The sequence below is a fragment of the Schaalia turicensis genome (assembly GCF_019380255.1).
GTDB classification, from domain to species: Bacteria; Actinomycetota; Actinomycetes; order Actinomycetales; family Actinomycetaceae; genus Pauljensenia; species Pauljensenia turicensis_A.
In genome coordinates this window covers 1,609,866-1,623,696 of sequence record NZ_CP048928.1, presented here as the reverse complement: position 1 = coordinate 1,623,696, position 13,831 = coordinate 1,609,866, and the positions used below count along the sequence as shown (strand labels likewise).

At 57.8% G+C, this 13,831-nt stretch carries 9 protein-coding genes; 5 read left to right on the top strand and 4 right to left on the bottom strand.

Going from position 1 to position 13,831, the window contains the following annotated elements; genetic code table 11:
• The first annotated feature begins 22 nt into the window (after positions 1-22).
• Genes G5S47_RS07130 through G5S47_RS07120 form a run of 3 tightly spaced genes read left to right on the top strand, consistent with a single transcriptional unit; the run spans position 23 to position 4,049 of the window.
• Positions 23-619, top strand: a complete 597-nt coding sequence (locus G5S47_RS07130) for a PadR family transcriptional regulator (protein WP_103632475.1) — start codon at positions 23-25, stop codon at positions 617-619.
• Positions 616-1,329 (top strand): ABC transporter ATP-binding protein, encoded by a 714-nt coding sequence (locus tag G5S47_RS07125; RefSeq protein ID WP_006680284.1) that lies wholly within the window; start codon positions 616-618, stop codon positions 1,327-1,329. The genes G5S47_RS07130 and G5S47_RS07125 overlap by 4 nt, the downstream gene beginning before the upstream one ends.
• Positions 1,326-4,049, top strand: coding sequence for an ABC transporter permease (locus G5S47_RS07120; protein WP_219585468.1), 2,724 nt, complete (start codon positions 1,326-1,328; stop codon positions 4,047-4,049). Before G5S47_RS07125 ends, G5S47_RS07120 begins: the two co-directional genes overlap by 4 nt.
• Positions 4,050-4,133: 84 nt before the next feature.
• Here the strand turns inward: G5S47_RS07120 and G5S47_RS07115 are convergent, their stop codons facing one another.
• From G5S47_RS07115 to G5S47_RS07105, 3 genes are read right to left on the bottom strand one after another with little or no spacing between them, the layout of a single operon-like run.
• On the bottom strand, positions 4,134-4,631 hold the full coding sequence (locus G5S47_RS07115) for an RNA-binding S4 domain-containing protein (protein WP_257878433.1): 498 nt from the start codon (positions 4,629-4,631) through the stop codon (positions 4,134-4,136).
• Positions 4,632-4,660: 29 nt separating this feature from the next.
• Complete coding sequence (locus tag G5S47_RS07110) at positions 4,661-7,096, bottom strand: YhgE/Pip domain-containing protein (RefSeq protein WP_219585467.1); 2,436 nt, start codon at positions 7,094-7,096, stop codon at positions 4,661-4,663.
• A complete protein-coding gene (locus G5S47_RS07105; RefSeq protein WP_006680280.1) occupies positions 7,093-9,771 on the bottom strand; it encodes an MMPL family transporter in 2,679 nt (892 codons plus the stop codon). Before G5S47_RS07105 ends, G5S47_RS07110 begins: the two co-directional genes overlap by 4 nt.
• A gap of 121 nt (positions 9,772-9,892) precedes the next feature.
• On the opposite strand from G5S47_RS07105, the gene G5S47_RS07100 reads away from it, so the two are divergent.
• Positions 9,893-10,600, top strand: coding sequence for a TetR/AcrR family transcriptional regulator (locus G5S47_RS07100; RefSeq protein WP_219585466.1), 708 nt, complete (start codon positions 9,893-9,895; stop codon positions 10,598-10,600).
• 13 nt (positions 10,601-10,613) lie between these two features.
• The gene (locus G5S47_RS07095; protein ID WP_006680278.1) at positions 10,614-12,182 is read left to right on the top strand and encodes an aspartate:alanine exchanger family transporter; all 1,569 of its coding nucleotides are present in this window, start codon (positions 10,614-10,616) and stop codon (positions 12,180-12,182) included.
• Positions 12,183-12,520: 338 nt separating this feature from the next.
• Here G5S47_RS07095 and G5S47_RS07090 read toward each other — a convergent pair whose 3' ends face one another.
• Positions 12,521-13,822 (bottom strand): M18 family aminopeptidase, encoded by a 1,302-nt coding sequence (locus G5S47_RS07090; RefSeq protein ID WP_103632473.1) that lies wholly within the window; start codon positions 13,820-13,822, stop codon positions 12,521-12,523.
• Positions 13,823-13,831: the final 9 nt, after the last annotated feature.

Genomic DNA, 13,831 nt, shown 5'->3' with positions numbered 1-13,831 from the left:
GTCGGAAAGTCTGGAGTCGTCAATGTCAGTACGCAAAGCGCTCCTCGCGCTCGTCTCTCAGCGGCCTGCTGGTGTGTACCGCCTCAAGCAGATGTTTGAGGATCAGACTTGCGAAGCTTGGCCATTGAATATCGGTCAGGCTTATCAGACGATGCAACGCCTTGAACGCGATGGTTCCGTCTCTTCGCGCCAGGAAACAAACGCTGGGCGTGACTCTGAAGTCTTCGAGGTCACCGAAAAGGGTCGCGAGATCCTCAACGACTGGTGGAAGACCCCGGTTTCGCGTCAGAGTCCGGAACGCGATGAGCTCGTCATGAAGCTTGCCGTCGCAGCAACTGACCCCAGTGTTGATGTCACGGCACTCATTCAGACCCAGCGTCGTTCCTCGCTGAGGGCACTGCGTGATGTTACGCGTCTGAAGTCTCTTGCCTCGGATGAAGAACTCGCATGGAAGCTGATTCTTGAGCGTCATATCTTCGACCTCGAAGCGGAACTGAACTGGCTGGATCACATTGAGTCCGGCGCCGTTTCCGAGGTCGCTCGTCGCGCAGCATTCGCTCGCTTCAAACGTCAGGAACGTCAGAAGTCTTCGAAGAACGTTGCTGCCGGCGTGCGATGAGTTTGAACTCCCATCCGGTTGCTCTTGTCGATATCTTTCACGAATACGGTACCGGCAATACGAAGGTTCAGGTGCTCGCTGGGATCAACCTACAGGTTGAGCCTGGCGAGCTTCTTGCCATCATGGGACCTTCGGGCTCTGGTAAATCCACACTGCTTGCCATCGCTGGAGGACTAGAGCGCCCAACGTCGGGCAAGGTTTACATTCACGGCGAGTCCTTTGCAGATATGTCGTCTGTGGAATGTGCGATGGTTCGCCGTAAGTCGATCGGATACGTGTTCCGCGATTCAAATCTACTTCCCACCCTGACTGCGGTGGAAAACGTTGAAATGCCACTTGAACTGGATGGTTTTTCTTCCTCGAAAGCACGCGATGCTGCACTTTTTGCCCTCGAGGAAGTGGGAGCTCTTGACCTTGCTGAAAAGTTCCCGGATGGCCTGAATGGTCGTGAGCAACAACAGGTTGCAATTGCCCGCGCTCTGGTTGGTCGTCGCTCGATTATCATGGCTGACGAGCCCACCGGTTCCCTCGATTCTCACTCGGGTGAACAGATTATGCTTGCTTTGCGTCAACAGATTGATGCGGGCGCTGCAGGAATCCTGGCGACTCACGAGGCCCGTTTTGCCGCGTGGGCTGACCGTACAGTTTTCCTTCGTGATGGGAAGATGACTGATACCTCTTCGTCAGATCGGATTGAGGATCTTCTATGAGCGAAGGCGGATCCGGATTGAGCCACGGAATTCGCGCACGTGCTAATACTTGGAAGATTGTATTGCGGATATCGAGGCGCGCAACGATCCGTGATCGATGGCGTACCCTGACGTCGTTACTGATCGTTTCGCTACCGATCGTGCTGGTTATTTCGTCGATCACTCTCTGGTCGATGATGTCATCATCACGCTATTTGGCGATACAGAACTTAGGGCCGAATGATTCGACTCAAGCGCGAATTACACGCGTCAGCTTTAATCCGATCGAACAGGATTATTTGGGTGAACCAGCGGGTGATGTGACTTCTGCGTCCGTGGATTCATCGTCTGTCGATGAGTTTCAACTGAATCGGTGGCTCCCCAGCGATGCTGTGATGGTCACAACGCTATCTTTCCCGTCGGTCAATGTGTCAACTGAAGACGGTTTACGCTCTGCATTAGTTACGACAGCCACAGAGACTTCGTCGTTGGATATTTTTGCTGAGAAGGATGAACAGACTCCGAGGCTTGAAAATGGGCATGCTGTTCTTGCTTTAGACGTTGCTACAGAACTGAACGTGGGCGTGGGGGACACGATTCATGTTTCAGTATCAAGCACGAGCATGAAGCCATCAATTACTGCGACGGTCATGATTGACCAAGTGGCGGATCAGGAACGAAGCATTGTTGTAGGTCTTGGAACTTTTGCATCGAGATCGCCGAGTGAACTTCAAGGAACCTCTGCTCACTACTACATCTTGAGTGAATCCCCTGTGACGTGGGACGACGTGCAGTTGCTCAATCATTCAGGCTTCGCTGTTATCTCTCGTGCTGTTCTGGCACATCCCCCTCAGAACGCTCCGCCTCCGCAATCCACGGAATTTTCATCGGCTCAGGCATGGCTTCCATTCATCATTGTTATCGGTGTTCTTCTGGTTTTCATCGAGCTGATCCTGTTCGTCTCACCGCTATTCGCGGTCGCTCAAACGAACGGTATCCCCAGCGCGATTACGATGCTTGCCGTTGGCGCGACACGTTTTCACCTGATTCGTCTGATGATGTCGCTGGGACTGGTACTGGGTGTCCTGTCGGCATTCCTGTCCCTTGCAGGGGTGGGGATCGTCCTTGGTACCTTCGTCCAGATTCAAGGTTTAAGTCTGTCGATGATTCCTTGGGAAGCTCTAGTCTTCTCCTTCATTTCACCGATTGTGGTGTGTCTGATCGCCTGTTATGCGCCGGCTCGTGACCTTGCGGACACGGATGTGACCACGCTGTTCTCTGGGCATACTCGTGCGCCGTCGCGTCTTGTTCGGAAGATCCCGTTCTACCCGCTTCTTCTTGTCCTTGCTATCCCGCTTTTGATGTGGGCAGCGATGGCGGGGGCTCTGGGGATTCTTGCTTTCGGTCTAGCCCTGCTGATCAGTGGAATTATCGGAACCGCTCCTTACTTTGTTGCATATGACTGGCGTGGCCGACTTCATCCTTCGCTGGGTTTGCGTCTTGCGGTTCGTGACGCGGTCAGGAACGGCCAGCGGACGCTTCCAGCAATGGCCTCGTTGATGACCACCGCACTGCTGGCCACAGCGCTTCTGATCACTCTGACAAGCGCGAACGAAGCCGCGTGGAATGCACACGCGCACCTGGGGCCGAAAGGAAGCGTCTTCGTGTCGGACGCCGATGTCACGGATAGGGTTTCTCAGGCGCGAGTGATTCACGATTCTGCCGCTGCAGCTGTGACGGATCGTCGCTCGGTATCGAGCGCCACCACGTTGTCAGGGCTGAAATGGGAATCCACTGATTGTGGCCCCTCCATCGTGATCGAAACGATCTCCCCTAACGAGGCATCCACAGAGTCAATGAACGACCATGTTCCCTCGCTCGCGGAATTGGATTTGGCGTACATCGTGGACGATGGCACTTTCCTCTCCGCCTCCAACCTGCTTTCCGGCGACGAGATGGTGAAGGCCGTAACGACCCTGAACTCCGGTGGTGCGATTATGCCGAGGGGCTCGTACATTTCTGAATCGGGCCAAGCGACACTTCGTGCTCTAGATATGAGCGACACGGTTGAGGCAGCTACGCAAGGCTTGAACACGGTTCCTGACCCCACCACGGTGTCCGAAGCCCAGATTCAAGCAATCACCTGGTCGAAGCTGAACGTGATCGTCTTGTCTCCCAAAGCTGCTGAAGTGTTGAAGGTTCCCGTCCTTCCACTGGGACAGCTTTTGATTGTTGATAAGCCCGTGTCTGTTTGGGCGATGTCGGGATTTATTTCAGCAATTGAGTCGAGCGCCCCCGGTTCATCGGTGACGGTCATTCAACCTCCGTTGTCGACCATCATCATGCCCTACATCGCTACGCTGATCGCATTGCTTTCCGCCACCGGAACGATCGCTTTGATTGTCGTTCTTTCGGCTAACGCTATGCGTCCCGACTTCGAGACGCTGGAAGCGATTGGTGCGTCTAGGACTCTCCGTTCGCGCGTTACCGCCTACCAGGGCATGGGACTCGCATTGGTCTGCTTGCCTATTTCCGTGCTGTCCGGCTTGATTGCAGGGGTGCTGACGGTCATGACGATCGCTCGTTCAGGTGTATTCCCTGAGCTTGCAAACCTTCATCCTGTGATCCCGTGGTTTCAGGTGATCGTGATGTTCTTCGGTTCTCCGATTTTGGCGACTGTCGTTGCGGGCGTTGTTGCTCCGCGCCAGCAGGAGCGAGGCTCCCTGATTTCGGTGAACTAGGCCGCCTACTGACTGCGGTGCTCGAACTGAGCCGGACAGGCAACGCCCCGGCGCAATCCCCCCCCCGGTGACGCCTCGTCAATCTCAATCGAAATCGGAAAGATGATGGTCGAGACGCGCATGTTCGTGAGAGTCACGCCCGCGTAGGCGATCCAACTCTCGGCGCTCTTTCTTCGACGGGCGACCAGTTCCACGTTCACGCTGAGCAACCGGGATGAACAATCTGGGACGAGGGGGAGTGAGGTCCTCGTAGCAGACGCGCGCTTGAGGGGCACCAACGCGTTTGACCAGCAGTTTCGTTACCGTCAGTATCTGGTCGAAACCGTCGACTCGTAGGCGGACCTCGTCGCCCACCTTCACTTTTTGAGCGGCTTTTGCGCTGTCACCGTTGACTTTCACATGTCCGGCGCGAGCCGCAGAGGTTGCTTGCGACCGCGACTTGACCTTGCGGATAGCCCAGAGCCACGTATCGACGCGAACCGAGTCTCCGGGTGCCAAAGCGCCTCGGGGAATCTCGACGGCCTTCTGCTCGCTGGTAGAGGTCGACGGGGATTCGCCCGAGGTGCCCGGTGTACTAGTCATACGGCAATCGTAGACGGTTGCCGAGGGAGCTAGGCGAGGCGTGCTCGCAGTTCGCTCACGGAGGTTTGGCGACGCTTCGCAACAGCACCGATCGAAACGATGAAAGCAAGAAGCGACCATGCGATCAACAGACCTACGGTGTGCCCAAGGTTCGTCGCACCGACTCCCAAAACAAGCGCTCGTAGCGTTCCTTCAACCGCAGGAAGGATCATCGCGCCTCGCAAGCCACCAATGAATCCGCTGGTCGGCTGGCCGGCGAAAATGCCGACGAGCAACACTGCTTGGAAGGCGAATAAAACAACGGAGATTGCCAGTCCTACGCGCTGACCAAACGCTGCGATCAGTGCTTGCTGAACGATTGCGAGCGTCAGCGCACTTACCACAAGAATGACGAATGTTGCGACGGGGCGAGTTGTCATGGCTCCGGCAATACGCAGTGCGCCACCAAGGATAGCTGCGGAAACACCGGACACGATCAGGTTCGGCCAAAGGGCATTGAACGCGAGTGCAGCGGGGGTGGCCGCCGAATCAACGCGCTTGGAATTGAGCGCGCCGAACGCGAGTGCCCCCACCATTGTCGCCAGCCACAGGGCAAGAACCGCTGCGGTGGGAGACCACGATGTCGTCGTATCCTGCTTACCAGAAGTGGAGGTGACGTCGATCGGAGTGGCCAGTGCCTTCGCGGACGAGGCCGCTTCTGCCTTCGAGTGTGTGGGGATCTGATCGGTGGCTAACTGGAGTCCGTCGGCGAGCGTGGTGGAACCGTCGCTCAGCTGATTCAGGCCGTCAACCAACTGGTTGGCACCGGAGTTCAGCGTTTGGGCTCCGCTGACCAATTCGCCGGTCTTCGACGCCAGAGTGGAGGCTCCGGAGGATAGTTGGGAGGCGCCACTATTCGCCTCTAATGCACCGTCGGCGAGCGTTGAAGCTCCGGAAGATAGAGCAGATGATCCGCTATGGGCCTGGGCAAGGGAACTCGACAGTGTTGATGATCCGCTAGCTACCTGATGGGCTCCCGTGCTCAGCTGGCTGACACCGTGGTCGAGCTTCGTCGCCCCGGCTGCCACCTGCGAAGCAGCGGAGTTCAGGTCGGAAGAGTTTTTCCCAGCCAGCTGGCCCATGTTTGCCACGACGGTGTCAATACCGCCGGAGACCCTGGTGGCGCCTGCGCTCAGCGTGCTCACTCCGGCTTTCAATGCCTGGAGCTGTGTGCCCGTGGAGTCCACCGAGTTTTGCGCCACGGTTGCTCCTTGGCTGAGTTGAGTTGCCAGCTGTTCGGCACCGGCAGAAATGCCTTGCGAGTATTGGGTTGCCCCTGCGCATGCTACAGCGCTTCCTGCCTGGCAGGCGCTAATGAGTGCGGGTAGCGCGTCTGCGTTGGTCTTGATGGTGCTTGCTCCGTTGCTTGCTGCGGTCAGCTGACCGGGCAGGGCGCTGAGAGCAGTAGTGTCGAGGGTGTCCAACTGCTGATCCAGCTGGGTAAGGCCGGCTGCGACCTCTTGTGCGCCCGTCTGCAATGATGGCGAGGTCCCATCAAGAGACTGAGTCATGCCGGCGTAGAGTTGGGCGGCTCCGCCTGTGTACTTCGCGACTGCTCCAGCCAAAGAGGAGGCGCCGTCGCTCAGGGAAGTTGAGCCGCTCTTAAGAGAATCGATGCCCATGGCCAAGGAGGAGGCTCCGGAAGCGAGCGTGGTTGAGCCGTCGTTGAGAGCGCTCAACCCTTTGTCCAACGTGCGCGCTCCTTCTGCCAGGGATGAGCTCCCCGAGGTGAGCTGAGCAACTCCGGAACTGAGCGTAGAAGCCCCATTTGCTAGAGTGCGTGTCCCGTCGGCAAGCTGGCCACTTCCACTTGCCAGTGTCGATGTGCCGTCAGCCAGCTGACGCGCTCCGTTAGTCGCGCTGACTTGTCCGTCAGCAACTTGGCGCGCTCCGTCGGCGGCCTGGCCGATCTTATCGGCAATTGTCCCCGTGGCTTCAAGGGATTGCGTCAGGTATTTGACAGTGAGCGTCGTACCGAATTCCGATGCGGCACTGTGAGCAAGCGCGTTCGACAAGGTGCCAAAAGCATCGCTTGAACCGTCCGCAACTTCGAGGTTCAGTTGTGGAACATCGCCAGAATTGTTCACCAAAATGTCGACCAGAGACTGTGAGAAGTCCTTGGGGATCGTGACGACAGCATCGTAGGTGCCGTCATGAAGACCAGAGGCTGCGGTCTCTTCGGTAACAACCGACCAGTTCAGTGATTGCTCACCGTTGACGTCATCCTTGGTCAGGGCCGCAATGATTTGTCGGCCACCGGGCACCTGTGTCCCATCATCCAGCGTCGCAATTTCGTCGTTGTTCACGATGGCAGCACTGATCTGGCTGGCGTTTGCCGTGCCCGCATTGACGCCGAGTAGGGTGGTCAGTCCCAGCAGAGTGGGGAGCAGAAGGATCAGAGTCAGAAGCATCCAGTGGCGTTTCATCGAACATTCTCCTTTGAGGTGGTGGTGCTCGCACCCAGTTCAACGTCGGCTGCTGGGGTGAGATTTTCAGGGACGACGAGGCCGCGCTTGCCGGTGACAACCACGGTCTTACCTGCGGCGATCAATTCGTCGATACGTTTCCACCGCCTGGTTCCCGGATCGTCAACGATCACGATCCTGGTGTGTGTAGGAACAGCGTCATCGTGGTTATGCAGTGAAAGGGTTTGACGTTGGACGAATGCGGTTCCGTCTGGGAGGACGCGATCGCCGACGACGATGATTCCCCGTGTTGGACGAAGACGTGCGCTGATGATGGTTGCGAGCGCGTGACGCGCTAGGGTGTCGTCGCTTCTGACGATGCCGAGTTCTCCGGGTTTCAAAACAAGGGTGAATCCGCTGAATACGACGTCGCTTCCTTCTTGGACGCGAACTCCTTCCATCCTGAGGGAGGATTCGCCGTGTGCTTTTACCCAGTCGGCGTGTTCGAGCGAGCGGGCAAGCCCCTCGCCTTCGACGTCGACAACGGGGAGCATGCGGTCAAGCCATGCGGGCATCCACCATGCGCGCTTGCCGAGGAGCGCCATGAGTGCGGGGATCAGGGTCATGCGTACAACGAAAGCGTCTGTTGCGATGCCTGCGGTCAGGGCGACAGCGATGGGCTTGATGTAGACGTTCCCGTGTGGGATGAACGCCGCGAAGACGCCGGTCATGATGACGGCCGCTGCTGTGACGACCGTGGATGATCCGATGAAGCCGCGTCGAACAGCTCGCTTGGCGTCGCGGGAGTGGATCCATTCTTCACGCATACGCGAGACAAGGAAAACCTCGTAGTCCATTGCTAAGCCGAAGAGGACACCCATGACGATCACGGGGAGGAACGAGATGACGACGCCCACTTTGGTCACGTGGATGAAGTCAGCGAAGTAGCCCCATCCGAAGACAAGGCCGACTGCGCCGAATGCTGTGCCGAGGCTCAGCAGATAGCCGAGAGTTGCTGTCAGTGGGACAGCGATTGAGCGGAAGACAATCATCAGCAGAATGATCGAGAGCCCGACAACAACAATGCCGAAGGGAACAAGCGCGGCATTGAGTTGGCTGGCAATGTCGATGGCGACTGCGGTTTGGCCCGTCACCATGATGTCACGGATCCCAAGGTCGGTTTCAATCTGGGATGCGTCATCGCGAATGGTTCGAACAAGCGCGTGAGTTTTCGGATCGGTCTGGCCCTTTTCCGGAAGGATCTGGACGAATGCGATCGTTGCATCCTGGTTCGGTGTTGCCAGTGCGATTCGGTCGACGCCGTCTAGGGACGAGAGGCGATCGGCGAGAGCGTCCGTCACTTCGAGTGGCTGAGCCGTTTGGGAAATATCCGCGATGACAACAATGGGGGAGTTGTATCCGTCACCGTAGGCTTGTGTGATCGCATCGTAGGTCTGACGCAACTGCGTATCTTTGGCTTCGTATCCGTTGTCAGTGAGCCCTAAGCGCATACCGGTTGCTGGAATCGTTGCGATACCAAGAATCGTAATGACGACAAGGACCGTCAAAGCGGGAATCTTCGTGATTGTGTCGATCCAACGTGCAGCAAAGGAACGGTGCTTCTTTGCGGGCTTACTATTGTTCGCTACGGCCTTACGGGTGCGCTTCTTTGGAGTTGCGCGCTGGCCAAGAAGAGCAAGCAGAGCCGGAACAGCGGTCAAAGCAACCAGAACCGCAATGCCAACAACAATCGCTGAGGAGACGCCCATCACCGTCAAGAACGGGATACCAGCAACACCCAAGCCAGTAAGTGCAACGATCACCGTGCCACCAGCGAACACCACTGCCGACCCCGCGGTCGCGTTTGCGCGAGCCGCGGCCTCGTGAGCCTCGATCCCTTTGGCGAGATACTCGCGAGCGCGCGAAATGATGAATAGCGCGTAGTCAATGCCCACAGCCAAACCGATCATGACCGCGAGGACCGGGGTCACCGAATTGATCTGAATAAACGTTGCGCCAACAAGAAGCGAGGCCATGCCGACACCCACACCGATGAACGCTGAAAGGATCGGTGCGCCCGCGGTCAGTAGTGACCCGAAGGTGACGAGCAGGACGATCGCTGCGATCAAAACGCCGACCAGTTCGGTCGCGGATAAGGCAATATCGACCGTCTTGCCGATATTGCCTCCCAGCTGGACCGTAAGCGCGGAATCGGAATCGTGGACGGATGATGCTAATTCATCAAGGGCGGCTGAAACGTCGTGAGCCTTCGCATTTTCACCGCCCGCGAGCGACCCCACCGACGTGTCTGCTTGAATCTGAACAAGCGCGTTCTTCCCGTTGTCGGTGATCGTGGAACGCTCAGAATCAAACGGGTCGGAGACCAGCGCGACACCGTCGATATCGCCGGCCTTGTCGACGAACTCATCGATTGCTTTCTTGTGAGCGGTGATATTCGAGTCCGACGCGGTGAAAAGTACCTGTTCGGATGTGCCCGCAGCCTGGGGGAGTCGCTCGGCCAGGATCTCCAAGCCGGTCATCGACTCAGCTTCGGCGATCTTGAAAGCGCCCGACAGATTAATGCCGAGTAATCCAACGGCAATAGCGAGCACAGTAAGAAGAGCTGCCCAGATGGCAAGCGTCCGCTTCGCATGGTCTGCGCACCAGCGGCCTACGCGGTGAAGAAGGGAGGACACGTTTGGTCCTTTCGATGAATCGCATCAATGTTTCGATACAAAAGCGTATCCGATTCACAAATGTATTGAAACTTCGATTAGGGTGATCCTATAGATATTTTCAGTCCTCGAAGGAGGGGCAGTGAGCAGCAAAACCCGCGACGTACGCAATCGCGTCAACACCCGCGCCCGCCTTCTCGACGCTGCCGCAGACGTCTTCGTAGAAAAAGGATTCTCCGGCGTAAAAATTGATGACGTCGTCAAAGCAGCGGGTTTTACCCGAGGCGCCTTCTATTCCAACTACTCGTCAATGGATGAAGTATTGAAGGATGTCCTCGTCCAACGCGCCCACACAATCGTCGATGAAATCGAAGCGGCGCTCGCGGGTATCGAAGGCGAACCCGACGTTGGCACCATCATGGCAGTCCTTGACAGTTTTTCGGCGCAGGGGCGAACAATGTACGTTCTGACCTGCGAATACAACCTCTACATGATGCGTCATCCCGAACTTATCGCTAGCGATGATGCATTCCCCGTCACTGAACGTGAACAGCTCGAAGCAGCAGTCAGAAGAATCGTCCGCGGCGTGCTCGCCCGAATGGGACGCCAATCGATTTTCGAGCCAGGAGTGATCTCGCGAATCCTGACCACCTTCTATCTGGAGTCGTTTGCGCCCTCAATGGGCGGTGGTACGAATAAGCGGATGCTCGCCCAAATGATCGAGGGGCTTATTTTCGCCTCGTCGCGACTGATTTCCTCCCAGGGTGATAATTGGGACGCAACTAACGCCGGGCTCACCCCAACGTGGGCAGTTCCACGCACAGAAGATGGAACTGAAAATGGAGCCTGACTAGGGTTGAAGCATGGCCTCCCTGCTGATTGCGAACCACCTTCTTACCCTCTTCCTGGTTGTTGGAGTGGGTGCTGCGCTCGGCGCAATCCGCTTCGGTCCACTTCGTTTCGGCGCAGCCGGGGCACTCTTCGTCGGCCTCGCAGCCTCCGCGTGGAACCCCGAAGTCGGCGAAGGCATGGAAATCGTCCAACAGATCGGCCTAGCATTCTTCGTCTATACGGTCGGCATCTCGTCGGGCGCAGTGTTCTTTAAAGACATTCGAAAACAGACGGCGCTTCTTGGAAGCTGTGCCGTAGTCTGCGTCATCGGCGCAATTACCGCGTTCATCGGCGGCGGTCTGCTTCAGCTTCCCAAGGGGCTGACACTCGGCCTATTCACCGGTGCTCTGACCGCTGCTCCTGCCCTAGACGCGGCCACTCGCGTCACCGGCGACCCGCAAGCCGCAGTCGGTTACGCCTTCGGATACCCGATCGGCGTCATCATCGGGATCATCGTTGTTACCATGACCGTCACCCGCAAATGGGTGGGCGAAAAAGACACCCCCTCACTGGCCGGTCAGTCCTTGGAAACGATGACTGTTCGCGTTGCCAAACGCATCAACACCCGTCACGTAACCTTGTGGCGTGACCAGCAGGTTCGCATGTCCTACCTTCGTCGCAAAGGCGAAACCCGCGTTGTCGTTCCCGGTGAGGACCTGTACGAGGGGGATCTCGTGCTGGTTGTGGGCGACCCGGCAAAGATTGAAGAAGCCGCGTATCAAATCGGCGAACCCGTCGAGCACCACCTTGAAGATGACCGCTCGGACGTCGCATTTGAGCGCATCCTTGTCTCGAACCCCGAAGTTGCCGGCCAGCCGATTTCTGCGCTCAATGTAGCCACACGTTTCGGCGCTGTTGTCACGCGCGTCCGCCGAGGCGACCTTGACTTGCTTGCCCGAGACGACCTAGATCTGCAACTCGGCGATCACGTCGCCGTCGTTGTCCCGACAGATGAGCTTGATGAAATCCAGTCCTTCTTCGGAGACTCCGAAAAGCGCGTTGCGGAAGTCGACGCAATGGCGTTCGGTATCGGTCTGGTGCTGGGCATGTTGCTCGGCGCGATTCCGTTCCCGATGCCATCGGGGGCCTCGTTCACTCTTGGCTCTGCTGCCGGCCCGCTGATCGTTGGCATGTTGCTGGGTGCCCTGCGTCGCACCGGGCCGCTGGTATGGACACTTCCCACCTCGGCGAATATTACGATCCGTCAGATCGGCTTGCTTCTTTTCCTTGCTGGTCTCGGCTTGAATGCAGGGCCAGAACTCGCTTCGCTTCTGACCAGCCCCGATGGTCCGAAGGCGGCGCTGCTCGCTGTGATATTGGTAGTGGTCTGCTGCGTGGCTCAGGCTCTTGCCGGTCGATTTGCCGGTCTGTCCGCGCCTCGTAGCGCCGGTGGAGTCGCAGGTTTCCTGGGGCAACCGGCAGTCTTGCAGGCCGCGGACGCCCGCGTTCCCGATGAACGCATCGAGGCCGCCTACGCGAGCCTGTTTGCTTTCTCCATCGTCGTGAAGATCCTGTTGGTTCCGTTCATCTGGTCGATCTAACACCGACGTGCTCCACCGCCACCGCCATTGGTGGCCATTGCATGAGCTGAACGGATGTTGGGTGTGCGGTATGAGTACCCCACACGGTGCGAGATTCAGCGTGCGAGACTCCAATTCCCGTCGTCAGATGGACTCATGAACACACCACACGCAATTGCATACACCGTTTCTTCTTCCAACACCGGTGTCCTTGGTGGTCAGGCCGTTCCGCCGTTGTTTCCTTCGAGGACTGAGCTCACCAGCTTCTGATCGTGAGAACCTTTGCCTAGGGGGATTATGCAGAACTACGCATTGGTGCCCCGCGGATCGTCCGCGGGGCACCAATGAGTCTGAGTACGTCAGGCGCCCAGCCAGTAGGCCTCGAGCGCCTTCGACATACCAATCAGGTCGTTGACGTGGCTCATTTCGCGAGCCGAGTGCATCGACAGGAGGCCGACGCCCACATCCACCGTCAGAATGCCCAGGCGAGTCGCCGTGATCGGGCCAATCGTGGATCCGCACGGCATCGCGTTATTCGACACGAAGTCCTGAGATGGCACGCCCGCAGCAGCGCACGCGCGGTGCCACAGGGCAATACCTTCTCCGTCGGTCGCATAGCGCTGGTTGGCGTTGATCTTCAAGACCGGGCCTCGTCCCATCACCGGATGAGTTGCCGGGTCGTGATACTCCGCGTAGTTGGGGTGTACTGAGTGGGCGGCGTCCGCGCTGATGCACGACGAAGCGGCAAACATGCGCGCAACCCCGTCGGCGTCGCGATTCAGAGCGTAGGCGGTACGCTCCAGAACGGTCTGCAAAATCGGGCCGGCAGCACCTTCGCGGGTTGCGGAACCAATTTCCTCGTGGTTGAAGCACATAAAAATTCGAACGTCACCATCGGTGGGAGTCCCAGCCTTCGTCAGGCGCTCAAATGCAGTCAGAGCGGCGTGAACGGAGGAAAGATTGTCCTGCTGACCCGCAGCGAAGAACTGGCCGGACTCGCCAAAAGTGGCAGGGCCTTGCTGAGGAATCAGGATCAAATCATGTGACACGATGTCCTTGACATTCACGCCGGCGTACTTCGCGACCTCAGCCATGAAGTTCGCTTCCGGGTTATCGACGGTCCACACTGGGTGCAGGTGCTTCTGCGGATCGAGCTTCAGCCCTTCCGGGTTCACGCCACGATCCAAGTGAATTGCCAGCTGTGGGATACGTGCCAGTGCGCCGGTGCGCACCAGAACTTGGCGACCGTCCTTCATCATCAATCGGCCGGCAACAGCAAGCTCGCGGTCAAGCCACGAATTCCACATCATGCCACCGTAGACCTCGACGTCAATCTGACCCCAACCATCTGCGGTCGACGACGTCAGCGACGGCTTCACGTGGAAAACAGGGGAATCGGTGTGCGCACCAACAATACGGAAGCCGGTCTGCTCAGTGACAGAAGTCGGAACGACCCACGCTGCGACGGCGCCACCGCGAACCATGACGTGTCCGCCGGGACTCGCGTTCCACGGCTCAGTTTCGTCCTGGCGAGTGAAACCTGCATCCACCAGGCGTTGCGCCACCAAGTCGGCGGCGTGATATGGGGAAGGGGAGTCAAGCAGGAAGTGCTGATAGTCGATCGTGTGTACGTCAGTCTCAGAGTAATCGAAGTAGCCCATGGGTTAATC

Coding starts and splice junctions, on each gene's coding strand:
- G5S47_RS07125 (WP_006680284.1), top strand. CDS start 616: ATGAGTTTGAACTCCCATCCGGTTGCTCTTGTCGATATCTTTCACGAA.
- G5S47_RS07090 (WP_103632473.1), bottom strand. CDS start 13,822: ATGGGCTACTTCGATTACTCTGAGACTGACGTACACACGATCGACTAT.
- G5S47_RS07120 (WP_219585468.1), top strand. CDS start 1,326: ATGAGCGAAGGCGGATCCGGATTGAGCCACGGAATTCGCGCACGTGCT.
- G5S47_RS07095 (WP_006680278.1), top strand. CDS start 10,614: ATGGCCTCCCTGCTGATTGCGAACCACCTTCTTACCCTCTTCCTGGTT.
- G5S47_RS07130 (WP_103632475.1), top strand. CDS start 23: ATGTCAGTACGCAAAGCGCTCCTCGCGCTCGTCTCTCAGCGGCCTGCT.
- G5S47_RS07115 (WP_257878433.1), bottom strand. CDS start 4,631: ATGACTAGTACACCGGGCACCTCGGGCGAATCCCCGTCGACCTCTACC.
- G5S47_RS07110 (WP_219585467.1), bottom strand. CDS start 7,096: ATGAAACGCCACTGGATGCTTCTGACTCTGATCCTTCTGCTCCCCACT.